General features: G+C 71.6%; 22 protein-coding genes. 14 read left to right on the plus strand and 8 right to left on the minus strand.

Features of this window, described 5'->3' with window-relative positions:
- Window positions 1-22 precede the first annotated feature (22 nt).
- On the plus strand, window positions 23-1,318 hold the full coding sequence (locus tag G569_RS0142235; protein WP_037503054.1) for a M20/M25/M40 family metallo-hydrolase: 1,296 nt from the start codon (window positions 23-25) through the stop codon (window positions 1,316-1,318).
- On the opposite strand, the gene G569_RS60260 is transcribed toward G569_RS0142235, so the two are convergent.
- The 8 genes from G569_RS60260 to G569_RS0142275 all read right to left on the minus strand — a co-directional run bounded on the left by G569_RS60260 (window position 1,305) and on the right by G569_RS0142275 (window position 10,889).
- Window positions 1,305-2,789 carry an Ig-like domain-containing protein gene (locus G569_RS60260; protein ID WP_028067879.1) on the minus strand — a complete coding sequence of 495 codons (1,485 nt, stop codon included), beginning with the start codon at window positions 2,787-2,789 and terminating at the stop codon, window positions 1,305-1,307. The genes G569_RS0142235 and G569_RS60260 overlap by 14 nt on opposite strands.
- Before the next feature lie 205 nt (window positions 2,790-2,994).
- Window positions 2,995-4,314: an Ig-like domain-containing protein gene (locus tag G569_RS0142245; protein ID WP_028067880.1), complete on the minus strand. Its 1,320-nt coding sequence runs from the start codon at window positions 4,312-4,314 to the stop codon at window positions 2,995-2,997.
- Complete coding sequence (locus G569_RS60265) at window positions 4,311-5,639, minus strand: Ig-like domain-containing protein (RefSeq protein ID WP_157592687.1); 1,329 nt, start codon at window positions 5,637-5,639, stop codon at window positions 4,311-4,313. Before G569_RS60265 ends, G569_RS0142245 begins: the two co-directional genes overlap by 4 nt.
- 70 nt (window positions 5,640-5,709) lie before the next feature.
- On the minus strand, window positions 5,710-6,999 hold the full coding sequence (locus G569_RS56310) for an alpha-amylase family glycosyl hydrolase (protein ID WP_053227811.1): 1,290 nt from the start codon (window positions 6,997-6,999) through the stop codon (window positions 5,710-5,712).
- Window positions 6,996-7,529: an LOG family protein gene (locus tag G569_RS56315; protein WP_037503057.1), complete on the minus strand. Its 534-nt coding sequence runs from the start codon at window positions 7,527-7,529 to the stop codon at window positions 6,996-6,998. The genes G569_RS56310 and G569_RS56315 overlap by 4 nt, the downstream gene beginning before the upstream one ends.
- Complete coding sequence (locus G569_RS0142265; RefSeq protein WP_028067881.1) at window positions 7,526-8,584, minus strand: aminotransferase class V-fold PLP-dependent enzyme; 1,059 nt, start codon at window positions 8,582-8,584, stop codon at window positions 7,526-7,528. Before G569_RS0142265 ends, G569_RS56315 begins: the two co-directional genes overlap by 4 nt.
- A 180-nt stretch (window positions 8,585-8,764) precedes the next feature.
- Entirely contained in the window at window positions 8,765-9,226 is a 462-nt protein-coding gene (locus G569_RS66245; RefSeq protein ID WP_053227812.1) for a transglycosylase family protein, read from the minus strand.
- A gap of 256 nt (window positions 9,227-9,482) precedes the next feature.
- Entirely contained in the window at window positions 9,483-10,889 is a 1,407-nt protein-coding gene (locus tag G569_RS0142275) for an amidase (RefSeq protein WP_028067882.1), read from the minus strand.
- Between the two features lie 91 nt (window positions 10,890-10,980).
- On the opposite strand from G569_RS0142275, the gene G569_RS0142280 reads away from it, so the two are divergent.
- The 13 genes from G569_RS0142280 to G569_RS60275 all read left to right on the plus strand — a co-directional run bounded on the left by G569_RS0142280 (window position 10,981) and on the right by G569_RS60275 (window position 25,171).
- Window positions 10,981-11,940 carry a hypothetical protein gene (locus tag G569_RS0142280; protein WP_157592688.1) on the plus strand — a complete coding sequence of 320 codons (960 nt, stop codon included), beginning with the start codon at window positions 10,981-10,983 and terminating at the stop codon, window positions 11,938-11,940.
- Window positions 11,941-11,952: 12 nt separating this feature from the next.
- Window positions 11,953-13,902, plus strand: a complete 1,950-nt coding sequence (gene thrS, locus G569_RS0142285) for a threonine--tRNA ligase (RefSeq protein ID WP_028067884.1) — start codon at window positions 11,953-11,955, stop codon at window positions 13,900-13,902.
- Window positions 13,903-14,122: 220 nt separating this feature from the next.
- A complete protein-coding gene (gene infC / locus G569_RS56325) occupies window positions 14,123-14,701 on the plus strand; it encodes a translation initiation factor IF-3 (RefSeq protein WP_053227813.1) in 579 nt (192 codons plus the stop codon).
- Between the two features lie 41 nt (window positions 14,702-14,742).
- Window positions 14,743-14,946, plus strand: a complete 204-nt coding sequence (gene rpmI / locus G569_RS0142295; protein WP_028067885.1) for a 50S ribosomal protein L35 — start codon at window positions 14,743-14,745, stop codon at window positions 14,944-14,946.
- Entirely contained in the window at window positions 14,943-15,302 is a 360-nt protein-coding gene (gene rplT, locus G569_RS0142300; RefSeq protein WP_028067886.1) for a 50S ribosomal protein L20, read from the plus strand. The genes rpmI and rplT overlap by 4 nt, the downstream gene beginning before the upstream one ends.
- Window positions 15,303-15,405: 103 nt before the next feature.
- Window positions 15,406-16,086, plus strand: a complete 681-nt coding sequence (locus tag G569_RS0142305; RefSeq protein ID WP_028067887.1) for a TrmH family RNA methyltransferase — start codon at window positions 15,406-15,408, stop codon at window positions 16,084-16,086.
- Window positions 16,083-17,138 carry a phenylalanine--tRNA ligase subunit alpha gene (pheS, locus tag G569_RS0142310; RefSeq protein ID WP_037503059.1) on the plus strand — a complete coding sequence of 352 codons (1,056 nt, stop codon included), beginning with the start codon at window positions 16,083-16,085 and terminating at the stop codon, window positions 17,136-17,138. The genes G569_RS0142305 and pheS overlap by 4 nt, the downstream gene beginning before the upstream one ends.
- The gene (gene pheT, locus G569_RS0142315; RefSeq protein WP_028067889.1) at window positions 17,135-19,546 is read left to right on the plus strand and encodes a phenylalanine--tRNA ligase subunit beta; all 2,412 of its coding nucleotides are present in this window, start codon (window positions 17,135-17,137) and stop codon (window positions 19,544-19,546) included. The genes pheS and pheT overlap by 4 nt, the downstream gene beginning before the upstream one ends.
- Window positions 19,539-20,531: an N-acetyl-gamma-glutamyl-phosphate reductase gene (gene argC / locus G569_RS0142320; RefSeq protein WP_028067890.1), complete on the plus strand. Its 993-nt coding sequence runs from the start codon at window positions 19,539-19,541 to the stop codon at window positions 20,529-20,531. Before pheT ends, argC begins: the two co-directional genes overlap by 8 nt.
- Entirely contained in the window at window positions 20,528-21,754 is a 1,227-nt protein-coding gene (gene argJ, locus G569_RS0142325) for a bifunctional glutamate N-acetyltransferase/amino-acid acetyltransferase ArgJ (RefSeq protein ID WP_053227814.1), read from the plus strand. Before argC ends, argJ begins: the two co-directional genes overlap by 4 nt.
- Window positions 21,751-22,608 (plus strand): acetylglutamate kinase, encoded by an 858-nt coding sequence (argB, locus tag G569_RS0142330; protein WP_028067892.1) that lies wholly within the window; start codon window positions 21,751-21,753, stop codon window positions 22,606-22,608. The genes argJ and argB overlap by 4 nt, the downstream gene beginning before the upstream one ends.
- The gene (locus G569_RS0142335; RefSeq protein WP_028067893.1) at window positions 22,605-23,723 is read left to right on the plus strand and encodes an aspartate aminotransferase family protein; all 1,119 of its coding nucleotides are present in this window, start codon (window positions 22,605-22,607) and stop codon (window positions 23,721-23,723) included. The genes argB and G569_RS0142335 overlap by 4 nt, the downstream gene beginning before the upstream one ends.
- Window positions 23,724-23,770: 47 nt before the next feature.
- Complete coding sequence (locus tag G569_RS60275; RefSeq protein WP_028067894.1) at window positions 23,771-25,171, plus strand: sigma factor-like helix-turn-helix DNA-binding protein; 1,401 nt, start codon at window positions 23,771-23,773, stop codon at window positions 25,169-25,171.
- The last annotated feature ends 54 nt before the right edge of the window (window positions 25,172-25,225 follow it).

Genomic DNA, 25,225 nt, shown 5'->3' on the forward strand with positions numbered 1-25,225 from the left:
GTGCCTTCGTACAGTGCCCGCGATGGACGTCGATCTCCAACGCCTGCAGTCCGACCTCGAACGCCTGGTGGCGATCCCCTCGATCGCGTTCGCGGGGTTCCCGCGCGAGCCGCTCGACGAGGCCGCCGCGCTGGTCGAGGAACTGCTGCAGGACGCCGGCGCCGCGACCGTCGAGCGCGTCGACGTGCCCGGCGAAGCACCGTCGATCCTCGCCGATTTCCCGGGCGACGGGCCGACCGTCCTGCTGTACGCGCACTACGACGTCCAGCCCGCGCCGAGCGAAGGGTGGGACACCGACCCGTTCTCGCCCGCCCGCCTCGACGGCCGCGTCTACGGGCGCGGCGCCGCCGACGACAAGTCCGGCATCGTCGCCCACCTGGCCGCGCTCCGTGCGTTGGGCGGCAAACCGCCCGTGCACGTGAAGGTGCTCGTCGAGGGCTCGGAGGAGAACGGGCGCCAGGCGCTGCTGCAGGTCGTCGACGACCGGCCCGAGCTGATGCGCGCCGACGTGATGGTGATCGCCGACAACGGCAACTGGCGCGTGGGGGAGCCGACCCTCTCGCAGACGCTGCGCGGCCACGGCAAGCTCACGGTGACCCTGCGCACGCTCAAGAACGCCCTGCACAGCGGCCACTTCGGAGGTGCCGCGCCGGACGCGCTGCTCGCGCTCTCGCGGCTGATCGCGACACTGCACGACGACGACGGCAGCGTCGCCGTCGCGGGTCTGCAGGACGGCGATTGGGACGGGGCGGAGTGGCCGGAGGAGGACTTCCGGCGCCAGGCGGGCGTGCTCGACGGCGTGTCGCTGGTCGGCACCGGCAACCTCAGCGACCGCGTCTGGGCGCGTCACGCGATCTCCGTCCTCGGCCTCGACGCGCCGTCGGTCGACGGGGCGGGCAACATCGTCATCCCGCACGCTCGCGCCAAGATCGCGGTGCGGGTCCCGCCGGGCGCCGACCCCGTGCGGTCGATGGACGCCGTCGAGCGGCACCTTCGCGCCCACGTCCCGTGGGGAGCCGACATCACGATCGACGTCGAGCCCGCCTCGACCCCGATCTCCCTGCCCGCGCCGGCCGCCGCCGAGCGCGCCCTGTCGGAGGCGTTCGGCAAGGCGGTCTCGAAGATGGGCTCAGGCGGCTCGGTGCCGCTGGTGGCCAAGCTGCGCGAGGCCTACCCGGACGCGCAGTTCGTGCTCTGGGGCGCGCAGGACTCGGATCTCGCCCGCATCCACGCCGCCAACGAGTCGGTCTCGCTGTCGGAGATCGCCGGGATCGCGCGCGCCGAAGCGCTGCTGCTGCGCGAGCTCACGGCGTCCTGACGGACGTCAGCAGCTTGCTGCCGGGATAGCTGATGGCGAATCCCGGGTCGGCCACGCCCAGGTACAGGACGATGCGGTAGGTGCAGTTGCGCGTCAGCCTGGCCTTGCGGGTCGCGATCCGGCGCTTGTCCTTGACCGCGATGAGCGTGACCGTGCCGCTGCAGCGGCCGGTGAGCGCCGCCGGGCGCTTGAGCGTCCCGCGGGCCGTGTAGCGGGTCCCTGAGCGGAGGACCTTGAGGGTCAGCGTCGGCCGGAACCGCCCGACGGTGACCGAGCGCTGGGCCGAGGCGCTCTGACCCGCGCCGTCGATCGCGACCGCGGTCAGCGTGTTGCGGCCCAGGTCGCTCTCGCGCGGCCGGTAGGCGCACGTGTACGGCGCGGTCGTGTCCTCGCAGAGCACCCGGTTGCCGTCGAGGAAGCGCACGCGCGCGACGCCATGGTCGTCGGAGGCGTCGACCGTGAGGCGGGTGGCCGGGTTCCCGCGGATGCGCGCGCCGGCCTTCGGCGCGGTCCAGGCGATCGTCGGCGGGGCGTCGGCGGCGGCGGCGACGTTGGCCACCGAGACCGACTCGCAGTCGCTGTCGACGAGGTCGAGCGTGTCCGCGGTCACCGCGTCGGTCCCCGGGCCGCAGTGGACGCGGTCCATGAAGCCGTCGCGCGCGTCGATCGTGTCGTCGCCGCCGAGGCCGGTGAGGATGTCGTTGCCGGCCCCGCCCACGAGCGTGTCGTCGCCGTCGTCGGCGGTCAACTCGTTCGGGCCGGCGTCGCCGATCAGCGTTGATGCCTGCGGCACGACGATGACGTCCAGCGGCGGGACGCCGGCGCGCAGACCCGCGACGGTCACGTTCTCGACGTCCGCGGCGACCTCGTCGTTCTCGCCCGGCCGGCCGTCGTTGGTCATGCCGTCGAGCGTGACCGTGTAGAGCGGCGTGGCGCTCGGGGCGACGTAGCGGGCGCGGTCGATGCCAGGGCCGCCGAGCAGGCGGTCGCTGCCGTCCTCGCCGTCGAGCGTGTCGTCCCCCGCGCCGCCGTCGAGCACGTCGTTCCCGCTCCCACCGGCCAGCTGGTCCTGCCCGTCGCCCCCGGCGAGCACGTCGTCGCCCGCGCCGCCGCCGAGGTCGTCGTTGCCGGCCTCGCCGTCGATCGTCAGCGGGACCGGGACGTCGTCGGCCGCGGTGACCGAGTCGTCGAGGTCACCGGCGTTCACGACCACCCGCGCGACGCCCGGGCAGGCGTAGCCCGTGTTCGGCGGTCCGTCCAGGGGCGTGCAGCCCGGCGGCTGCGCGAACAGGTCGTCGTCGCCGACCCTCACCCCGACGAGCCCACCGACCGCCACGATCGTCACGGAATTGGCGCGTCCGCCCTCGGCGGTGTAGGTCAACGTGCCGCCGTCGAACGTCAACGTCGCGGCCTTCGCCGAGGCCGGAATCGCCAGCGCGAGCGCGACGATGAACAGGAAAACGGTACGCATACCCCGTAAAGGGTACGGGCGGCTGATCCCGCCCGCCCAGGGGAGATCACCGCCGGGCGGGCGAGAACAACTCAGCCTCGGTGGTGGCGCCGACTGGAACACGGGCTCGGCGCCACCCCGGTACTGATGGATTTCCCGGCGGAACGTCCGCCAAATCGTTGGGTCACCATCTGTTGACGAAATCAGGTCTGCATGCGGACTCAGATCACGCGGATCGCTTGGCCGCGAGGGTCTTCGTGCCGTCGAAGCGCGCCTTGAACCGGGCGGCGGAGCGGGTCGCGATCGTCACCCGGTAGGTGCACCTCGCCGACAGCTTGATCGTCCGGCTCGGGACGCCCTTCGCCGAGACGGTGACCGTGCCGCCGCAGCGAGCGCCGGCGGGGAGCGTCACCTTCCCGCTGACCACGGAGCGCCCGCCGCGCCGTTGCGTCTTCACCGTGACGGCGGTCGGCGTGAACTTGGAGACGGTGGCGAGCCGGGAGATCGTGGTGGTCTGCCCGACGCTGTCCGTGGCGACCACGACCAGGAGGTTCGGGCCGATGTCCTGCAGGCGCGGCTCGTATTTGCAGGTGTACGGCGGCGCGGTCACGGTGCACAGCGTCCGGTCGTCGTCGAGGAAGCGGACGCTCGCCACGCCGAAGTCGTCGCCGGCGGTCACCTCGAGCGTGGCGGGCGCGTTCGGGGCGAGCGTGGCCGCCGGGCTCTTCCAGTCCGCCGTGGGCGGCTTGTCGGTGAACGGCGCCACGGCCGTGACCTGGACCGACTCGCAGTCCTCCCCGACCTGGTCGATGCTGTCGGCGAGCACGGTGTCGGCACCCGGGCCGCAACTGACGCGGTCCGCCACACCGTCACGCGCGTCGATCACGTCGTCGCCGTGCGAGCCGCTCAACGTGTCCGATCCGCCACCGCCGGTGATCGTGTCCGCGCCGTTGCCGCCGGTGAGCTCGTTCGCCGCGTCGGAGCCGATCACCACGTTCGGCCCATACGAGCCCGGCGTGCCGGAGAACGAGATCGGCTCCTCGATCGTGAGGTCCTCCACGTCGGGGAGGATGTTCGCCGCCGCGGCGCCGTCGTTGGCCGTCCCATCGAGCGAGAACGACAGCGGCGTCGCGTGGTCTCCGGGGTACACGCGCACGACGTCGATCCCGGAGCCGCCGCCGATCGTGCCGCGGCCGGCCCAGATCGTGTCGTCCCCGGGCCCGGCGGCGACAGTCTGGACGAGCTTGGTTGCCAGGTCGATGCGATCGTCGCCCGCGCCGGTGTCGACCGCGACCGTGGTCACGCCCGCGCAGGCGTACCGCTCCGTCGTAAGCCCGTCCTCGACCCGGGAGCATCCGCTCACGGCGATCGGGTCCGCGTCGGAGTAGCCGCGGCCGACGGTCACGGTGTCCGTTCCATAAAGCGAGATGTCGTTGACGGCCGCAGTGCCGGTGTACGTCAGCGTGCCGTTGCTGTTGACGAGCGTCGCTGCCTGGGCGGGGGCCGCGAACGCGAGCATCGCGCCGGTGAGCAGCAGAGCCTTCATCGGGCCACCTTCCGGGTCGAGTGCTTGGGCGCGATCGCGTCGGTCCCGCGGTAGGCCGCCACGAAGGTGCGGCCGCGGGGGAAGCTCACCGAGTAGGTGCAGCCGCGGCCCAGCCGGTCGGTCCGCGTGGTCGCGCCGGTGCGCACCTCGACGACGCCGGAGCAGGCGATGCCCTTGGGCAGGGTCACCTTGCCGGTCGCGGTGACCCGGTTGCCGTGACGCTCGAGGTGAAGCGACACCGCGTGCGGTGCGAAGCGCGCGACCGTGACCGTTCGCAGGACGCTCGCGGTCTGCCCGCTCGCGTCCGTCGCGACCGCCCGCAGCGTGTTGCGGCCGACGTCCCCGAGCCGCGGCGCATAGGCGCAGGTGAAGGGCGCCGTCGTGTCGGTGCACACGACGCGGTCGTCGTCGTAGAACTCGACCTTCTGCGCGCCGGTGGCGTCCACCCGCAGCGTTGTCGCGGGCCGGGCGACGAGCTTCGACTTCGCCCCGGTGGCCCAGGCGATCGTCGGCGGGCGGGCATCGAGCGCGTTCAGGACGAGCTCGCGCGCGACGCTCTCGCACGAGTCCCCGACCTGGTCGTACTGGTCGGCGATCACGACGTCGTTGCCCGTGCCGCACTCGACGCGGTCGGGCTCGCCGTCGCGCGCGTTGAGCAGGTCATCGCCGCCGTTGCCGATCAGGACGTCGCTGCCGCGCCCGCCGGTGATCGTGTCGCCGCCGTCGCCGCCTGCGAGGCGGTTGGCGCCCTCGTTGCCCGTGAGCGTGAGGGGCGCCGTGACACCGTAGTAGGCGGTCGCGTTCTCGAGGGTCGGGTCCAACACGACGCTGAAGACGCTTGAGTCCGTCAGCTCGGCGGTGTCGACGCCGCTCCCGCCGACGATCGTGTCGCCCGGGGTCATCCGCAGCGTGTCGTCGCCCGGTCCGCCGTCGAGCCGGTCGGCCGCGGCGCTGCCGATCAGCGTGTCCTGCCCAGCTCCGCCGCTGAGCGTCGCCGGGAGCGTCGTGATCGCGTAGTCGTCGCCGTCGCCGAGGTCCGCGACGACGGTCTCGACCCCAGCGCAGTCGTAAGGCGTGTACGGGGTGCCGTCGACGACACCCACCGGCGGCAGCGCGGTGCAGCCGTCGACCGTCGTCGGCGTCGCGCCATACGCGGAGGCCCGTGTCGTGCCGTCCGGCATCCGCTCGAACGCGACTTGGTTGCTCTCGCCCGGCGCGCCCGTGTACGTGAGGACGCCGTCGGCATTCACCAGCGTCGCCGCGCCGGCCGGCGCCGTCATGGCGCACGTCAGCACCGCGCTCAGCCCGAGGACTGCAGCCCGCATCATTCGACCCTCCATCGAGAACTCTGACCGGTCCGCCCCGGTCTGGCAGCGCGAAGCTATTCGGGGTCTCTTACGACTTTCTAATGATCGACCCGTCACCGGTCTCGAAGTCGATCGTGACCTCGATCGAGTCGCCGCGGGCGAAGCGCAGGACGCGGTCCGTGGCCTCCAGCGTGCGGTAGGCGCCTTCGATCAGGTCCGGCTCGGAGCGGCGGAGCGCGAGCAGGCGCCGGTAGAGCCCGAGCAGCGACTCCGGGTCGTCGCGCTGGGCCTCGACGTCGTCCCAGCGCATCGGCGCCCGGCAGGCGTCGCGGTTGCCGAAGGCCCAGCGATCGACGCGATGCTCGGGCGGGACCTCGACGTCGGCCATGCCGAGCTCGTCGCCGTAGTAGAGCGTCGGGGTGCCGCGCAGCGTCAGCAGGAGGTGCGCGGCGGCGCGCTCCTGGCCGGGCAGGCGGGTGGCGAGGCGCGGGCGGTCGTGGTTGCCCAGGACCCAGTTCGGCCACGCGCCCTCGGGCAACGCGGCTTCGTAGCGTTCGACGAGGCCGGCGATCGCCCGCGGTTCCCACGGCGTGGTCAGCAGGTGGAAGTTCGCGGGCATGTCGAGGCCGGAGGCGTAGTAGGCGACGAGGCGCTCGATCGGCAGGTAGAGCTCCCCGAGCAGCAGCCGCTCGTCGCCGACGGTCGCCCGGAACGCGGCGATCGCGTCCTGGACCTCGGGACGGTCGGTGGTGAACTCGGGGATCAGCCGCGCGTACGGGTCCTCCCCGTCATGCCAGTCCGGGTTGACGGGGTTGTCGCGCAGCTCGGCGTCCTTGAAGAGCTGGCGCAGGGCGTCGATCCGGAAGCCGTCGGCCCCGCGTTCGCACCAGAAGCGCAGGACGTCGAGCATCGCGGCGCGGACGTCATCGCGGCGCCAGTTCAGGTCCGGCTGCTCGGGCAGGTAGGCGTGGTAGTAGAAGCGCGCGCCGTGGCGCTCCCACGCCGGCCCGCCGAAGACGCTCACCCAGTTGTTGGGGACCTCGTCCGCCCACAGGTAGCGCTCCGGGTGCGCTCGGAACCACGGGTGCTCGATCGACGTGTGGTTCGGGATGTAGTCGAGGATCAGTTTCAGCCCGAGCCGGTGCGCCTCAGCGGCGAGCGCGTCGAAGTCGGAGAGCGTGCCGAAGGCCGGGTCGACGTCGCAGTGGTCGGAGACGTCGTAGCCGCAGTCGGCCATCGGCGAGCGGTAGAACGGCGACAGCCAGACGCCGTCGACGCCGAGCCACTTCAGGTACGGCAGACGCTCGCGGATGCCCTCGAGGTCACCGAACGAACGCGGGTAGACCTGGTAGATCGCGCCGCGCCGCCACCAGGTCATGTCCAGGCGGCGAGCAGTGCCTCGGGGTCGGATGCGACGAGCAGCCGTGAGCGCACCTCGTGCTTCAGGAAGCCCTCGGCGGCGGCGTGGTCCAGGAAGGCGGTGAAGCCGTCGTAGTAGCCCTTCGTGTTGAGCAGCGCGAACGGCTTGTCGTGGATGCCGAGGTAGCTCCAGGTGTAGATCTCGATCAGCTCCTCGAGCGTGCCGATGCCGCCCGGGAGCGCGACGAAGGCGTCGGACAACTCCGCCATCTTCGCCTTGCGCTCGTGCATGTCGTCGACGACGTGCAGCTCGGTCAGGCCGGTGTGGGCGACCTCCCAGTCGACCAGCACGCGCGGGATCACGCCGACGACCTCGGCCCCCGCCGCGAGCGCGGTGTCGGCGATCAGGCCCATCAGGCCGACGTGCGCGCCGCCGTAGACGACGCGCAGGCCGTGGGTGGCGAGCGTGGTCGCGAGCTCGACGGCGGCCTCTGCGTAGACGGGGTCCGAGCCGGTGCTGGCCCCGCAGTAGACGCAGACGGACTTCACAGCGCGCTGATCAGGCGCTCGAGGTCGGACTCGTCGTTCCACGCGCCGACCGAGGCGCGCAGGTAGGGATGGCCGGGGAGGTCGCGCACGGCGATGCCGGCGTCGGCCAGCCGTTGTCGCGCCTGCTCGGGCTCGGGGTACTCGAACGCGACCAGCGTGCTGCGCCCGCGCGGGGCGACGGTGTGGCCGGCCTCGGCCAGCCGGGACGCGAACGTGTCGGCGAGGTCGGCGGCGCTTTCCATCGACGCGTCGAGGTCGTTGGCGACGAGCACCTCGAGCGCGGCGTGGGAGAACGCGATCCCCTCGCGCGAGATGGCGGAGTCGAAGCGCCGCCCGCTCGCGCGCAGGATCGAGTCCAGCCCGCGGTTGGCGTCCTCGAAGGAGCCGTAGGTGGGGGCGATCGTGCGGACCCGCTCGCCGAACTCCGGGTCGACGTAGAGCAGCCCCGTCCCGTCCGCACCGCACAGCCACTTCTGGCCGGCGGCGGCGTACGCGCAGCAGCCGAGCGCTTTCACGTCGACCGGCACCGCGCCCGCGCCCTGCGCGCCGTCGAGGACCACCGGCACGTTCACCTCGGAGAGCTCCTCCGGCGAGATCTCGCCCGTGATCCAGTTCACGTGCGAGGCGGCGACGAGCGTCGTGGTCGCGGTGACGGCGTTCGCGAGCTCCTTGAACGGGACCGCCCTGACCGTCGCCCCGCGGTGCCGCGCGGCGATCAGCGGCCCGAGCAAGCCGGGATGCTCATTGTCCGACGTCACGATCTCGTCGCCCGGCCCAAGGTCCATCCCGGCGAGCACGCAGCCGAGCCCGAAGCTCGTCCCGGTCGTCACCGCGACGTCGTCCTCCTCGCAGTTGAGCAGCCGCGCGTAGCCGGCGCGCAGGTCGGCCTGCAACTCCCTGCGACGCTCGAAGTGCGGCCACACGCGGCCCTCCTCGAGCTCCGCGGTGAGCTCCTTCTGCGCCAGTTCGATGGCGGCGCGCGGGATCGGCCCGTCCGTGCCGGCGTTCAGGTATGCGACCCGTTGCAGGACGGGGAACTCATCGCGGAGAGCCATGTCCGGTCGAGACTACTAAGGGCCCGCAGAAGGATTCCGATGCGCCTCCCGCGGCACATCCGCGGCGCCTCGCGCCACCCGCGCTGCTCACGGCCCAGAGGCCCGCATCGCGAGCGCGGCCGGCCCGAGGCACTGGCGGCTGCACCACGTCAGGCGGACCGACCACCCTTCTGCGAACCCCTAACGCCCACACACGGGCCACGGTGAGGCGCCCTCGCGGGCGTAGAGCGCCGCGGCGCGGCGGTTCTGCTCGGCCTCGGAGGCGGCGGCGGGGTTGCCGGTCCCGCCCACGCTGGCCCAGGTCTGCAGGGTGAACTGGTACTTGCCGTAGAAGCCGTTGCCGGTGTCGGTGGCCGGGTTGCCGCCGGACTCGCACGCGGCGATCGCCTCGAGCGTGGGGGAGGCGGAGGCGTCCGCGGTCGCGGCTCGGGCGCGCCGGCGCTCGGCCTGGCGGGCGTCCTTCAAGGCGCGACGCAGGTCGCGCACACGGCCGGCGAGCCGCGCCGGCGACTCGTCGCGGACCCGGCGGCGGTACTTGCGCGGCGAGAAGCCATGGTCGCGCACCGTGGCGACCTTGTCCGCGAGCCGCCAGGCCTTGCGGGTCAGGCGCTGCTGCGCGAGCTCGGTGTGCTCAGCGTGCATCTGTGCTTCGACGGTCAGATGTCCCGCGAGAGGGACCTGGACCGAGGACTGCTGCGCGTGAGCGGGGGTCGGGGCTAGAGCGGTGGCGCCCACGGCCAATACTGCGGTCGTGGTCGTTCGCATGTCACGTCCTTCGTTCGCTTACGAACCCCCACGCTACCTAAAGAGGGCCAGGCCGCATTTAGGTTGACCACGCTGCAGGGCCATTCGAGGCCCGCCCGGACCTAAACGCAACCTAAAAGGGAGCAGGCCGTCTTTAGGTTCGGGCCGTCGCGAGGACCGGGTCGATCGCCTCCGCCACGCCGAGGCGGGTCTCGATCGCCTCCGCGGCCTCCAGGCACGCCAGGTCCTGGAAGCGGGCGCCCATGACCTGGACGCCGGCGGGCAGGCCCGCGGCCTTGCCGGCGTTGACCGCGGCGGCGGGGAGGCCGAGCAGGTTCGCGGGCATCACCGGGCGCATCAGCTCCATCGTTGCCTTCGAGTTCTCGGGCGAGGCCGCGTCCCAGCCGTGCGGGAACGGCGGCTGCGACCAGATCGGCGACAGGATCAGCGGGTGCGTCTCGAGGAACGCATTCCACGCGCGCCCGAGCGCGCGGCGCTCGACGAGCGTCGCCACCACGCCCGCGGCGTCGAGGTCGTCGTAGAGCACGCCGATGTGGTCCAGGAAGCGGATCGCGTCCGGTCCCATCACCGCGCGCAGGATCTCCTCCTGCGCGCGGATGTCGTTGAACAGGAAGCGCCCCCACACGTCGAGCACCTGCTCGTAGGCCGGCGGCTCGGCCTCGACCACCTCGTAGCCGGCGTCGGCCAGCGCGTCGCCCGCCCGCCGGACCGCCGCGGCGATCTCGGGGTGGGTGTCGCCGCCGGGCGGCTCCGCCAGCAGCGCGACGCGACGCGACTCCGGCCGCGGCACGTCGAGCGGCACAGGCACGGACTCGGGGTCGCGCGGGGACATCCCGCAGACGATCGACAGCCCGAGCCGCACGTCGCCCACACGCCGCGCCATCACGCCCTCGACCGCCATGAACTGCATGCCCGGGCCCATGTCCTCGGGTGGGATGACGGTCGCGTGGGGGACGCGGCCGGGCGTCGGCTTGATCGACGCGATCCCGCAGCAGTGGGCGGGGTTGCGCAGCGAGCCGCCGACGTCGTTGCCCAGCCCGAGCGGCGACATGCCGGACGCCAACGCGCTCGCCTCACCACCGGACGACCCGCCCGCGGTCACGTCCGGGTCCCACGGGTTGCGCGTGAGCCCGCGCAGCGAGGAGTCCGTATGGATGCGCAGGCCGAGGTCGGGGAGGTTGGTGCGAGCGATCGGGATCGCACCCGCGGCGCGCAGCCGCTCGACCTGCGGCGCATCGATCGGCGAGACCGCCTCGGCCAGCGCGGGGACGCCGGACGTGGTCGGCGTGCCGGCGACGTCGATGTTCTCCTTGACGGTGAACGGCACGCCGTGCAGCGGCCCGCCCGCCGAAGCCGCATCCGCCGCGTCTGCCGCGGCGAGCGCCTCGTCCGCGAGCACGAGCACGACCGCGTTGAGGTGCGGGTTGACCGCCTCGATGCGGTCGAGGTGCGCCTGGACGACCTCGCGCGACGAGACCTCCCGCGCCGCGATCAGCTGAGCCAGTTCACCGGCGCCGCGGCGCCACAGGTCCTCGGACATCGCGCTCTCCTCCTGCAGTGGGAATGCCTCGCGCGGCCCCGGCGTCCCCACCGGTATGGCCACGACCCTGAGAGTCTCTCTGATCGCCGCGGTGCTTGCGCTCGCGTTGCCGGCCGTCGCCTCAGCGGCGCCTGAGATCCGCACCGTCTCCGGCGCCTCGCCCGCCGAGCTGCAGGCGACGATCGACGCGTTCAAGGCCAACGCGCCGTCGCAGATCAACTGGGACGGCGTGCCCGCGAGCGCGTCCTTCCCGAACCGCTTCCCCGGCGGCTTCTTCGGCAACCAGCGCGGCGCCACCTTCGACACCCCCGGGACCGGCACGGAGATCTCCAACGGGTCGCCCTGGGGCGGCGGCTTCAAGACCTACAGCGGCGACAAGCTGCTCGCGCCGGTCGGCTCGAACTACACGAACGTGCGCTTCAACGTCCCGGGCACTGACCGCCAGGCGTTCACGAGCGCGTTCGGCGTCGTGCTCTCCGACGTCGACACGACCGGCGGCGCCGCGGTCACCTTCCTCGACTCGCGCGGGGCGACGATCCTCGCCGTCCCGGTCCCGCCCGGCCCCAACGGACTGAGCTTCGTGGGCGTGCGCTTCCGCGACGGGGAGCGGGTCGCCGAGGTGCAGATCCGCGCCGGTTCGAGTCCGATCGCCCCCGGCGTGGTCGACTCGCCCCAGAACGACCTCGCGGCCGTCGACGACGTGCTGTTCTCCGATCCGCAGGCCGACATCGCGCCGCCGCCGGAGATCCAGCAGGTGCCGGTCGAGGTGCCGAGCGGCCTGGACGACTCCGCTCCGGTCGCCGCCCCGCGCGCCTCGCTGCTCACGCTGGCCAAGTCCGTGCGCCGCAACCGCTCGCTGAAGGTCGTGATCGGCAGCTCGGTCGACACCGAGGGCGTCCTCACGCTCGGCAAGTCGCAGAAGACGCTCACGCTGGAGGCGGGCGCGACCCCGTTCTCCTTCAAGGTCCCGGCCAACGCCAAGCGTGGCAAGCAGAAGCTCGTTCTGACCGTGGGCGCCCTCACGAAGAGCGTGACGATCCGCGTGATCTAGCATCAGCGCGCGATGCGCGTCCCCCTTCCCGACGGCTCTGTCCGTGAACTTCCCGACGGTTCCACCGGAGCCGACCTCGCCGCCGACATCGGCCCGGGCCTCGCCCGCGCCGCCCTCGCCATCCGCGTCCTGGACGGCGACAAGACGGAGAAGCGGGACGGCACGGCCTACGACAACGGGCGGATCGTCGACCTCGCCGAGCCGCTCGCCGACGGCCAGCCGGTCGAGATCGTCACCGCCAAGGCGGGCGACGGGGACGCGCTGAAGCTCCTGCGCCACGACATCGCCCACGTGCTGGCGGAGTCGGTGCTCGAGCTCTACCCGGGGACCAAGGTGAGCATCGGTCCCCCGATCGCCGACGGCTTCTACTACGACTTCGAGTTCCCGCACGGCGTCTCGATCAACGAGGGCGACTTCGAGAAGATCGAGGCGCAGATGCGCAAGCACGTCAAGGCCGCGGAGCCGTTCGAGCGCTCCGAGGTCACGGCGGGCGAGGCGATCGAGCGCTACCTGCGCGAGGACCAGCCGTACAAGGTCGAGCTGATCGAGGACCTGGTCAAGAACCAGGGCGTCGAGACGGTCGGCATCTACACCAACGGCGCGTTCCGCGACCTCTGCCGCGGCCCGCACGCGCCCGACACCGGCCGCGCGAAGGCGTTCAAGCTCACGAGTGTCGCCGGCGCCTACTGGCGCGGCGACGCGAACCGCCAGATGCTCACCCGCATCTATGGCACCGCGTTCGCGACCAAGGACGAACTGGCCGAGCATCTGGAGCGGTTGGAGCAGGCGCGGGCGCGCGATCACCGCAAGCTCGGCAAGGAGCTCGAGCTGTACATGTTCTCCGAGCTCTCGCCCGGCTCGCCGTTCTGGTTCCCGAACGGGATGGCGATCTGGAACGAGCTGACCAAGCTCTGGCGCAACGAGAACGGCGCGCGCGGCTACCGCGAGGTCAAGACGCCGATCCTCTACGACGCGGAGCTGTTCAAGCGCTCCGGGCACTGGCACGTGTACCGGGACAACATGTACTTCACGGACGTCGAGGGCCAGTCGATGGGCCTGAAGCCGATGAACTGCCCGGCGCACACCCAGCTGTACGCGTCCCAGCGCCGCTCCTACCGCGATCTGCCGATCCGCTACTCCGAGCAGGGCCTCGTGCACCGCCACGAGCCGTCCGGCACGCTGCACGGCCTGCTGCGGGTCCGCCACATCACGCAGGACGACGCCCACATCTTCGCCACCGAGGACCAGATCGAGGAAGAGGTCATCCGCTGCCTCGACTTCGGCTTCGCGATCTATGACCGGTTCGGCTTCGAGCCGCGGCTGGAGCTCTCCACCCGCCCGGAGAAGCGGATCGGCACCGAGGACATGTGGGACCGCGCCGAGGCCGCGCTGCAGCGCGCGCTCGACAACCACGGGCTCAAGTACGACGTCAACGAGGGCGACGGCGCGTTCTACGGGCCGAAGATCGACCTGCACATGACCGACGCGATCGGTCGCTCGTGGCAGCTCGGCACGGTCCAGCTCGACTACGTGATGCCGGAGCGCTTCGAGCTCACCTACACGGGCGCCGACAACGCCGAGCACCGCCCGGTGATGATCCACCGCGCGCTGATGGGCTCCTTCGAGCGCTTCATCGGCATGCTCGTCGAGCACTACGCGGGCGAGTTCCCGGTCTGGCTGGCGCCCGTTCAGGCGATCGTGCTGCCGGTCTCGGACCGCCATGTCGAGCACGCCGACCGCATCCAGGAGTCGCTGGGCGACTTCCGGGTGGAGGTCGACCGCCGGACGGAGTCGATCGGGCGCAAGATCCGCGAGGCAGAGCTGCGCAAGATCCCGTACATGGTCGTGCTCGGCGACCGCGAGGTCGAGTCCGACACGCTGAGCGTGCGCAGGCACCGCGAGGGCGACCTGGGGTCGCTCACCCTGGAGGACTTCCGCGCCAAGCTCACGGACGAGGACTAGGGGTTACCCGCCGGCATCCTTGCCCTGCGGGTCACCCTCGGCACCCTGGCGCATCCTTGGCCCGGGCGTTTGTCCTCCGTGAGTGGAGTGGCCGGGATATTCGTCGCGGCGCGTGATTTCTTGAGCGCGCCGCGCCATTGGTGTCTATACTCACGTGCGTTGATTAAGCGTCTCCAGATTGCGCCGCGTTCTTGACGCCTAGCGCGCACACCCTCAGCTAGTGCCGGTCCCGAGAAGGTTCGACCGGCAACCGCCGGAGCGCGATACCACCCGCATCAACGAACGCATCCGCGTTCCTGAGGTCCGACTCATCGATGAGGACGGCCAGCAGGTGGGCATCATGCGCACCCAAGATGCCCTGCGCCGCGCGCAGGAAAAGGACCTCGACCTCGTCGAGGTGGCCGCCGACGCCAAACCGCCGGTGTGCCGAATCCTTGACTACTCGAAGTACAAGTACGAGCAGGCCCAGAAGGCCAAGTCCGCTCGCAAGCACCAGCAGCAGATCAACGTCCGGGAGATCAAGTTCCGGCCGAAGATCGCGCAGCATGACTACGACACCAAGAAGGGCCACGTCACGCGCTTTCTCAAGGCGCGCGACAAGGTCAAGGTGACGATCATGTTCCGCGGGCGCGAGATGGCCCACCCGGAGCGGGGGGAGATGATCCTCAACCGCCTCGCGGAGGACCTTGCGGACCTTGCCATCGTCGAGCAGCGGCCCCAGCAGGACGGCCGCAACATGACGATGATGCTCGGGCCGGCCCGAACAACGCCGCCAGACGGCGCCAAGCCGGCCTCGTAATCCGGGCCTGTGACTGGGGCGGCTATACTGCCGCCCTCGTCATGCCCAAGATGAAGTCCCACTCCGGCGCCAAGAAGCGCTTCAAGGTCACTGGCACCGGCAAGGTCCAGGCCCGCCACTCGTTCTCGAGCCACATCCTCGAGAAGAAGTCGCCCAAGCGCAAGCGTCATATGCACCTGGACATCAACCTCGTCAAGGGCGACGCTCGTCGTGCAACCCAGCTCCTCCACGGGCAGGGCCGATGACCCGCGTAAAGCGTTCAGTCCACGCGCGTAAGAAGCGCCGCGAGGTCCTCGAGCGGACCAAGGGCTTCCGCGGGGAGGCCAACTCCTCGTACAAGCGCGCGAAGGAAGCGATGATGAAGGCGGACGCGTACGCGTACCGCGATCGTCGCAACCGCAAGCGTGACTTCCGCCGTCTGTGGATCACGCGCATCAACGCCGCCGCGCGTGCCGAGGGCATGTCCTACGGCACGTTCATCCACGGTCTGCAGCTGGCCGGTATCGAGCTGGACCGCAAGGTCCTGGCCGACATCGCCGTGCGCGACCCCGAGACCTTCCGCCGATTCGTCGAGCGCGCCCGCGAGGCCTCGGCGGCCTAGCCAAACCCGCACACCGCCGAGTCCTTTCTTAGGGCGCCCCTCCCTCCGGAGCGGCGCCCTTTTTCGTTTCATGACCGAAATCACTTCATCCCACAACGAAGCCTTGAAGGAAGTCCGCAAGCTCGCCGGAAGGCGCTGGCGCGACAAGCTGGGGGAGTTCGTGGCCGAGGGGGAGGACCTGCTCGAGGCCGCGGACGCCGCCGGCTGGCAGGCCTCGATGCGCTTCGCCGCCAAGGGCAGCGGCCTGGACGGCGTCCCCGTCCTCCCGCACGTGCTCGCCGAGGTGTCCCAGTTGGGCTCCGGCACCCGCGCGATGGCGGTCTACCCGCAGCGCTGGTCGCCCGCCGTCGGCCCGCGCTGCATCGCGCTGTGGGGCGTCGGGGATCCGGGGAACGTCGGCACGGTCATCCGCTCCGCGCTCGCGTTCGGCGCGTCCTGCGTCGCGCTCGGCCCGGGCAGCGCCGATCCGTACGGCCACAAGGCCGTCCGAGCGTCGATGGGCGCGCTGTTCTCGGTGCCGGTCGCGCGCGTGAAGCAGCTGTCCGAGCTCCCCGGCCGCAAGATCGCCCTCGTCGCTCGCGAGGGCGCGCCGCTGCGCGAACTGCCGGTGGACGGTGAATTGACGCTCGTCGTGGGTGCCGAGCGCGAAGGCCTACCGTCCTCGATCGTCGCCGAATGCGACGACGTCGCCCACATCCCGATCGCCCACGCCGACTCGCTCAACGCCGCCATGGCGGCCACCGTCGCTCTCTACGACCTCACAACTAGGATCACCCGCCAATGAGCACCGCCGACCGGATCGCCGCACTGCGCGCCGAGGGGGAGGCGGCGGTCGCCGCCGCCACCGCAACCGCCGAGCTCGAAGAGGTGCGCGTGCGCTTCCTCGGCCGTAAAGCCGAGCTCCCGAACCTGCTGAGAGACGTCGGCAAGCTTCCGCCGGAGGAGCGAGGTCCCGTCGGCAAGGGCGCCAACCAGGCGCGTCAGGCGCTGCAGGCGGCGGTCGACGCGCGCGCCGCCGAGCTCGAGCAGGTCGAGCTGGAACAGAAGCTGGCGGCGGACGTCGTCGACGTCACGCTCCCCGGCACGCCGACGCTGGCCGCCGGCCACCTGCACATCCTCACCGCCACCCGGCGCGAGATCGAGGACGTGTTCGTGGGCCTCGGCTACCGCGTGGTCGAAGGGCCGGAGATCGACCTCGCCTACTACAACTTCGACGCGCTCAACCACGACCCGTACCACCCGGCGCGGGCCGAGTCGGACACGTTCTACGTCGCCGACGACGTGGTGCTGCGCACGCAGACGTCGCCGATGCAAGTGCGGATGATGGAGATGCAGCCGCCGCCGATCTACATCATCGTCCCGGGCCGCGTCTACCGCCCCGACAACGACGCGACCCACACGCCGCAGTTCCACCAGGTCGAAGGGCTCGCGGTCGACGAGGGCCTGACGTTGAGCGACCTGCAGGGGACGCTGCTCGCCTTCGCCCAGGCGATCTTCGGCGACGACCGCAAGGTCCGCCTGCGCCCCCACTTCTTCCCGTTCACCGAGCCCTCGGTCGAGCTCGACGTCTCCTGCTTCAACTGCAAGGACGGCTACCTGCGCGACGGCTCGCGCTGCCCGCTCTGCAAGGGCACGGCCTGGATCGAGATCCTCGGCTCCGGGATGGTGGACCCGAACCTGTACGGCTACGTCGCCGAGTCCGGCTACGACGCCGAGAAGCATCAGGGCTTCGCCTGGGGGATGGGGATCGAGCGGATCGCCTTCCTCAAGCACGGCGTGCCCGATCTGCGCATGTTCTTCGAAAACGACCTTCGGCTGCTGGAGCAATTCGGATGAAGCTGCCCCTGTCCTGGATGAAGGACTACGTCGATCCGGGCTTGAAGCCCGAGAAGCTCGCCGAGCGCCTGGATCTGACGGGGACCGAGGTCGACGGGATCTTCACGCACGGCGTCGGCTCGCTCGACAACTTCGTCGTCGGGCGGGTGCTCGAGCGCGAGCAGCATCCGGACGCCGACCGTTTGAGCGTCTGCCAGGTCGCGATCGGCGAGGGTGACGTCTCGACGATCGTCTGCGGCGCGCCCAACGTCGCCGCCGGCCAGACGGTCGGCGTCGCGCTTCCGGGCGCGGTCATGCCGGACGGGACGCGGTTGAAGCGCGCGAAGCTGCGCGGCGTTCCCTCCAACGGGATGATCCTGGCCGAGGACGAGCTCGGCATCGGCCAGGACCACGCGGGGACGATGGTCCTCGACGACGACCTGACCCCGGGCACGCCGCTGGCCGACGTCCTGCCGATCTCGACCACCGTGCTCGAGCTGGCGATCACGTCCAACCGGCCGGACTGCCTGTCGATCTACGGTGCCGCGCGCGAGGTGCATGCCGCGACCGGCGCGCCGCTGAAGGCGCCGCCGTGGCTCGACGATCCCGGCACGCCGGGGCCGATCGCGGGCGTGAACATCGAGGTCGAGAACCCGGACTTCTGTCCGCGCTTCACCGCGCGGCTGTTCGAGGACGTCACGATCGCGCCGTCGCCGGCGTGGCTGAAGCAGCGGCTGATGGCGTCCGGCCAGCGGCCGATCAACAACGTCGTCGACATCACCAACTACGTGATGCTGCTGACGGGCCAGCCGTTGCACGCGTTCGACTGGGACCTGGTGAGCGGCGGGCACCTCGTGGTCCGCTGGGCGGCCGAGGGCGAGAAGATGACGACGCTCGACGACGCCGAGCGCACCCTGGACGCGCGGATGGGCCTGATCTGTGACGACGACGGCCCGACGTCGATCGCGGGCCTGATGGGCGGCCAGCGCTCCGAGGTCCAGCCGACCACCACGCGGGTGCTGATGGAGGCCGCCAACTGGGACGGCCCGACGATGCACCGGACGTCGCAGAAGCTCAACCTGCGCACGGAGGCGTCGGGACGGTTCGAGAAGGGCCTCGCGCCCGAGATCACGATGTGGGCCCAGGCCGTCTCGACGCAGCTGATGCTCGAGCTGACCGGCGCGCGGCTGGTCGACGGCACCGTCGACATCGGCGGCGAGGGTCCGGCGCCGAAGACGATCCGGCTGCGCGACGAGAAGGTCACGGGGCTGCTCGGCGCCTCGGTTCCCCTCGGCGAGCAGGCCGAGCTGCTCGAGCGACTCGACTTCGGCGTGGTCGACACCGGCGACGGGCTCGAGGTGACCGTTCCCGCGGTCCGGCGCAACGACGTCACCCGCGAGGTCGACCTGATCGAGGAGGTCGCGCGGCTCTGGGGGCTGGACAAGCTGCCGTCGACGCTGCCGGCCCACGGCGCCTCCGGGCGGCTCACGGTCGAGCAGAAGCTGCGCCGGCGCGCGGGTGACGCGCTGGTCGGGCTCGGCTTCTCGGAAGCGATCGGGTGGAGCTTCGAGGCGCCGGAGATGGCGCGTCGCCTGCGGGTCTCCGCACCGGCGGTGGTGCTGCGCAACCCGCTGTCCGAGGACCTGTCGGTCATGCGAACCACGCTTTTGGGCTCGCTGCTGACCTCGTTGCGTCACAACGTCGCGCGCGGGCGCGAGGACGTGCGGCTCTTCGAAGAGGGCGCGGTCTACTTCGACCGCCCGCACGGCCGCACGCCCACCGCCGCCGAGGCGCGTTCGACGCCGCTCCCGGATGAGCAGATGCATTTCGCCGCGCTGCTCACGGGCCGCCTGCGAGCGCCGTCGTGGGGCGAGAGCGCCCCGCCCGCCGCGGACTTCTTCGTCGCCAAGGCGGCGTTGGAGGCGCTGCTGGGCGCCTTGCGCGTCGAGTTCAGCGTGGTGCGCGGCGACGACCCGTTCCTGCACCCGGGCCGCGCGGCGCGCGTCCTGATCGCGGGTGAGGACGCGGGCTGGCTCGGCGAGGTGCACCCGGGCGTGGCTTCGGAGTGGGACCTGGGCCAGGTGGCGGGCTTCGAGCTCGACCTCGGCGCGGTCCTGCCGCATGCCGTCCACACGCCGCACTACGAGGACCTGACGTCGTTTCCGGCGATCCGCCAGGACCTCGCGTTCTGGATTCCGGCGGACCGGACGGCGGCCGAGCTGGTCGAGGTCGTCCGCGGCGCGGGCGGGAAGCTCCTGCGCGACGTGGGGGTCTTCGACGTCTACGCCCGCGAGGGCCAGACCTCGCTGGCCGTGCGGCTGGAGTTCCGCGCGTCGGATCGCACGCTGACCGACGAGGAGATCGCGCCGCAGCGCACGAAGATCGTGGAGGCGGTCAAGTCCAAGCTCGAGGGCGAGCTCCGTGGCTGAGATCGCTGTTCTCGGCGCGGTCGGCTACGCGGGCGCCATCGCGGCGCAACTCCTCTACCGGCATCCGCATTTCGATCTGAAGCACGTGACCGCGCGGGCGGAGGCCGGCCAACGGCTGGACGACATCCACCCGCGCACGCGCGTGCCCCTGGAGCTCGAGGTCTTCGACGTGTCGCGCCACGCCGTGGACGCGGCGATCGTCGCCTACCCGCACGGCGCGGCCGCCCCGGTGGTGGCCGAGCTGCGGGCGGCGGGGACCCGCGTGGTCGACCTGTCGGCCGACTTCCGCCTTCGCGACCGCGCGATCTACGACGACTGGTACGGCGAGCATAAGGCGCCGTCGATCTTCGGACAGGGCGTCTACGGGCTGCCGGAGCTGACGCGGGACGCCGTGCGCGGCGCCGACCTCGTCGCCAACCCCGGCTGCTACCCGACCGCGGCGCTCCTCGGGCTCGCTCCCCTGGCCCGCGCGGGTGTCATCGCCGACGTGGTCATCGACGCGAAGTCGGGCGTCTCGGGCGCCGGCCGCGCGCCCACCCACGCGACGCACTTCATCTCGGCCAACGAGAACGTCTCGCCCTACAAGATCACCGGACACCGCCACACGCCCGAGATCGAGCAGGAGCTGCGCGAGCTCGGCGCCGACCTGCCGATCACGTTCATGCCGCACCTGCTCCCGCTCGACCAGGGCGAGCTCGTCTCCTGCTACGTGACGCCGTCGGCGGAGCTCTCAGAGGACGAGCTGGTGAACCTGTTCGACGAGATGTACGCGCGGGAGCCGTTCGTCGAGCTGCGCACCGGGCCGGTGGGCGTGATCGACGTGCGCGACACCAACTTCTGCCGCATCTCGTGGCACCAGGACCCACGGACGGGACGGATCATCGTCTTCTCGGCGATCGACAACCTGTGGAAGGGCGCGGCCTCGCAGGCCGTGCAGAACCTGAACCTGATGTTCGAGCGTCCTGAGACGGAGGGTCTGCTGTGAGTTCTCGTTGGCTCGAAGTGCCCGCGCACGTGACGGAGAACCCCGGCGACCTTCCCGCGGGCTTCCGTGCGGCGGGGGTGGCCTGCGGGCTCAAGCAGTCGGGGGCGCTCGATCTGGGGCTGATGGTCTGCGGCGAGCCGGACTGCGTGTCCGCGACGAGGTTCACGCGGTCCGGCGTGCTCGCCGCGCCGGTCGTGCTGACCAAGACCCGCGCGCGGCAGGAAGCGATCCGGGTCGTGGTGGCCAACTCCGGCAACGCCAACGCGGCGACCGGCAACCGCGGCTTCGAGGACGCGGCGCGGATGCAGGGCGCGGCGTCGATGGCCGGCGGTGTGCGCGAGGACCAGGTCGCGGTCGCGTCCACGGGCGTGATCGGCGTGCCGCTGGACGCGGGCGAGGCGATCCGCGGGATCGCGCGGGCGCGCGGCGAGCTGCGCGAGTACGGGCACGGCGACTTCGCCGAGGCGATCCGCACCACCGACAAGTTCCCGAAGGAGATCGAGGTCGACGTCGCGCTGCCGTCGGGCACCGTGCGGCTGACCGCGCAGGCCAAGGGCGCGGGGATGATCTCGCCCGCGTTCGCGACGATGCTCTGCTTCGTCCAGACGGATGCGGTCCTGTCGGCCGAGACGGCTGATCTGCTGCTCGGCGTCTGCGTGGCGCGGTCGTTCGATCGGGTGTCGGTCGACGGTCAGCTCTCCACCAACGACACCGTGATCCTCCAGGCGTCGGGCGCGTCCGGCGTGGTCGTCGCCCCGCAGTCCGAGGACGAGGTGCGCTTCGGCGAGGCGCTGGATTGGGCGCTGCGCAAGCTGGCGCTGGACATCGTGCGCGACGGCGAGGGCTCCAAGCGGATCGGGCGCGTCGTCGTGTCGGGCGGGGACGAGGCGGTCGTCGCCGGCGTCGCGCGTGCGATCGCGAACTCACCGCTGGTCAAGGCCGCGCTGCACGGCGGGGACCCGAACTGGGGCCGGATCGCGCAGGCGGTCGGCGCCGCGATGTACGACACGGCACCGCTCCCGCTCGACATCTCGATCGAGGGCGTGAAGGTCTGCTCCGGCGGTGCCGCGACGCGCTACGACGTCGCCGCGCTGGCCGAGGCGGTCACGGGCGACGAGGTCGAGTACGCGGTCGCGCTGCCCGGCGACGGGGCGGAGGCGGAGGTCTTCTTCTCGGACCTCTCGCACGAGTACGTGACGATCAACGCGGACTACACGACGTGAAGAATCATCCTGAGGTCGGGACACTCCTCGAGGCGCTCCCGTACATCCGGGAGTTCCACGGCAAGACCGTCGTGATCAAGTACGGCGGGGCGGCGATGACCGAGCCCGAGCTGCGCGAGGACTTCGCGCGCGACGTCGTCTTGTTGAAGTACGTCGGGCTGAACCCGATCGTCGTCCATGGCGGCGGGCCCGACATCACCGCCTACATGAAGCGGCTCGACATGCCGGTCGAGTTCATCGGCGGCCTGCGGGTGTCGGACGCCGACACCGTCGAGATCGCGAAGATGGTGTTGGTCGGCAAGGTCAACAAGGACATCGTGTCGCGGATCTCGCGCCACGGGCAGCCGGCCGTGGGTCTCTCCGGCGACGACGGCCAGCTCTTCCGCGTCTCGACGATGAGCGGTCCCGCGGGTGAGGACATCGGCTTCGTCGGCAAGATCGACCGGGTCGACGTCGGCGTGATCAACCACATCGCCGAGGACTACATCCCGGTCATCGCGTCGGTCGGCGCCGACCGCGTCGGCCGCTCGCACAACATCAACGCCGACGAGGCGGCGGGCGCGATCGCCCGCGCGATGGGCGCCTACAAGGTCATGTTCCTCACGGACGTCGCGGGCTGGCTGCGCGACCCCGCCGACCCGGACAGCGTCATCTCCGAGGCCTCGGCCGACGACGTCGAGACCGCGCTGCTGACCATGGAGGGCGGGATGCGGCCGAAGCTGCAAGCCTGCATCGAAGCCATTCACGGGGGCGTGACCTACGCCCATATCATCGACGGCCGGCTGCCGCACTCGCTGCTGCTCGAGCTGTTCACGGACGCCGGCATCGGCACGAAGGTGAGGCCTGCGGCATGACTTCATTGGCCCCGACGTATGCCCGGTACGACGTGACCTTCGCGTCCGGTTCCGGCTGCGTGCTCGTCGACGAGGACGGCGTCGAGTACCTCGACTTCCTTTCCGGGATCGCGGTCAACAACCTCGGGCACTGCCACCCGGCGGTGGTCAGCGTGGTGCAAGAGCAGGTCGCCCGGCTCATGCACATCTCCAATCTCTTCTACAACGCGCCCAACGTGGAATTGGCCGCCCGGTTGACGGGACGCTCGTTCGGCGAGTTCGTGTTCTTCTGCAACTCGGGGGCCGAGGCCAACGAGGCCGCGATCAAGCTCGTGCGCAAGGCACGCCCGCGCGGCGATGTGATCGTCGCCCACAACGCGTTCCACGGGCGGACGTACGGTGCGCTTTCGGCCACGCCCCAGGAGTCCAAGCAGGCGCCGTTCGCGCCGCTGGTGCCGGGCTTCATCGCGCTGCCGGCCGAGGAGATCCCGACTGCTGTGGGCGCGTCGACGGCGGCGGTGCTGATCGAGCCCGTGCAGGGCGAGTCCGGCGTGAACATCATGGATCCGGCGCTGCTGGCGTCGATCCGTTCGGCCTGCGACGCCGCTGGCGCGGCGTTGGTCTTCGACGAGGTCCAGACCGGCATGGGGCGGACCGGCACGCTGTGGGCGTACGAGCAGGTCGGCGTCGTCCCGGACGCGATGACCTTGGCGAAGGGATTGGGCGGCGGGCTCCCGATCGGCGCCTTGGTCATCGGGGAGAGGCTGCGCGACGTCTTCGCGCCGGGCGACCACGGCTCGACGTTCGCGGGCGGGCCGGTGGTCTCCTCGGCCGCGCTGGCCGCCCTGGACGTGATCGACGACGAGCCGTTCCTGGCGGCCGTGCGGGAACAGGGCGAGCGTCTGCTCGAAGGGCTGCGCGAGCTTCCCGGCGTCCTCTCGGCGCGCGGTCGCGGCCTGATGGTCGCGGCCGAGGTGTCCGGCGGCGCCCCTGAGCTGGCCAAGCGCGCGCTCCTGGAACAGCGGCTGATCATCAACGCGACAGGACCGACGACACTCCGGTTCCTGCCGCCGCTGATCGTCACCTCCGAGCAGGTCGACGACGCGCTCGGGCGCCTCCGCGCTCTTCTCGGTTAGCCACTCTGGTTTGAAGATCATCGGGCGGCGGTATGCCGCCCGGTGGAGTGAAGTTCCGGACCGTGATCGTGGCGAGCGCGGCGGCCGTCGGAGTCGCGGCTCCGGCTTTCGCCCAGTTGCCCGTTCCCACCGTCCAGGCACCGGTTCCCGTCCCGACGGTGCAGGTGCCCGTGCCGACCGTGCAGGTGCCGGTCCCGACCGTGCAGGTGCCGGTCCCGACGGTGCAGGTCCCAATTCCGACCGTCCAGGTCCCCAACGTCCCGGTTCCGACCGCGGCCCCGCCGAGCGGGGGAGGAAGTGGCGGCGGTTCGCCCTCGGGCGGCGGCTCGTCCTCCGGCGGCGGCTCGTCCTCCGGCGGCGGCTCTTCGTCGGGCGGTGGCGCTTCGTCCGGCGGCTCGTCCGGCGGCGGCTCCACCTCGTCGGGCGGCTCCACCTCGTCGGGCGGCTCTTCTTCATCCGGCGGCTCGTCCTCCTCGGGCGGCTCTTCCTCGGCCGGCGGGGACTCGTCGTCGTCCGGGTCGACCTCGGCCGCCGCGTGCTCGTCATCGAGCTGCGGCGCGTCCGCCGGCTGCTCGCCTTCGCGCGGCGCCGCCTCGTCGGCCTGCGGCAGCACGTCCTCCTCGGGAGCGTCGGCGTCCCGCGCCGGCGCGTCCGGCACCCATGCGCTGCGCTCACCCGCGCAACGCTGCGCAAACCGGCCGCGCGGCGCCACCCGGCGCGACTGCGAGCTGCGCGAGACCGTCGTTGACACCGTCCGCTGCCTCGACGACCTCTCCGGCGCGCAGCGACGCGTCCTCACGTTGCGTGCGGGCGTCGGCGCCGGACCGCCGCGCTCGCGCTCGACCGTCGCGCACCGGCTCCGGATCTCCGAGCGGCGTGTCAGCCGGCTCGAACGCACCGGCCTGCGGCGGCTGCGCACGCTCGAGCGTGCCGGCGCGTGCGCGCCGCCCGCTCCCACCCAGGTCGAGGGTGACGTCGTCGCGAGCCCGGCGCTCGCCGCCGCGACGCCGGCCGGGTCCGGATCGTCGCGGCCCGCCTCCGATCCGACCACGCGCGACCGCGGCCGCGAGCCGAAGCCGTCACCCGGCGGCATCGGCAGCCTCAACGTGCCATCGACCGGCTCGGTCGCCGGCGTCACGCAAACGCATCGGGGCGGTGGGCTCGACCTCACCCTGCCGGCGATCCTGCTCCTGCTCGCGGTGGTCGCCGTCCTCGCCGCCCGCGCGCTCCGGCGCGAGGCGACGCGGGGCGTCGCCTCGCCTGAACCGGAGGAGAGGCGGCCGGTCTGGATCCCGTGGCATCGCTCGACGATGCAGGGCCCGGGCTGGAACGACCCGCGCCCGTCGTCGGACCGGTCCGAGGAATGGTCGTCCGCGCCGGAGCCCGAGCCCGCGCCGCTCGACGAGTGGATGCCACCGACGCGGCGGAGTCCTTCCCACCGACGCTGACTGCATGCAAAATCGCCTCGATCGGCGTTGCACGAGCCGTCGAATCGTGATTTC

The sequence above is a fragment of the Solirubrobacter soli DSM 22325 genome (assembly GCF_000423665.1).
GTDB classification, from domain to species: domain Bacteria; phylum Actinomycetota; class Thermoleophilia; order Solirubrobacterales; family Solirubrobacteraceae; genus Solirubrobacter; species Solirubrobacter soli.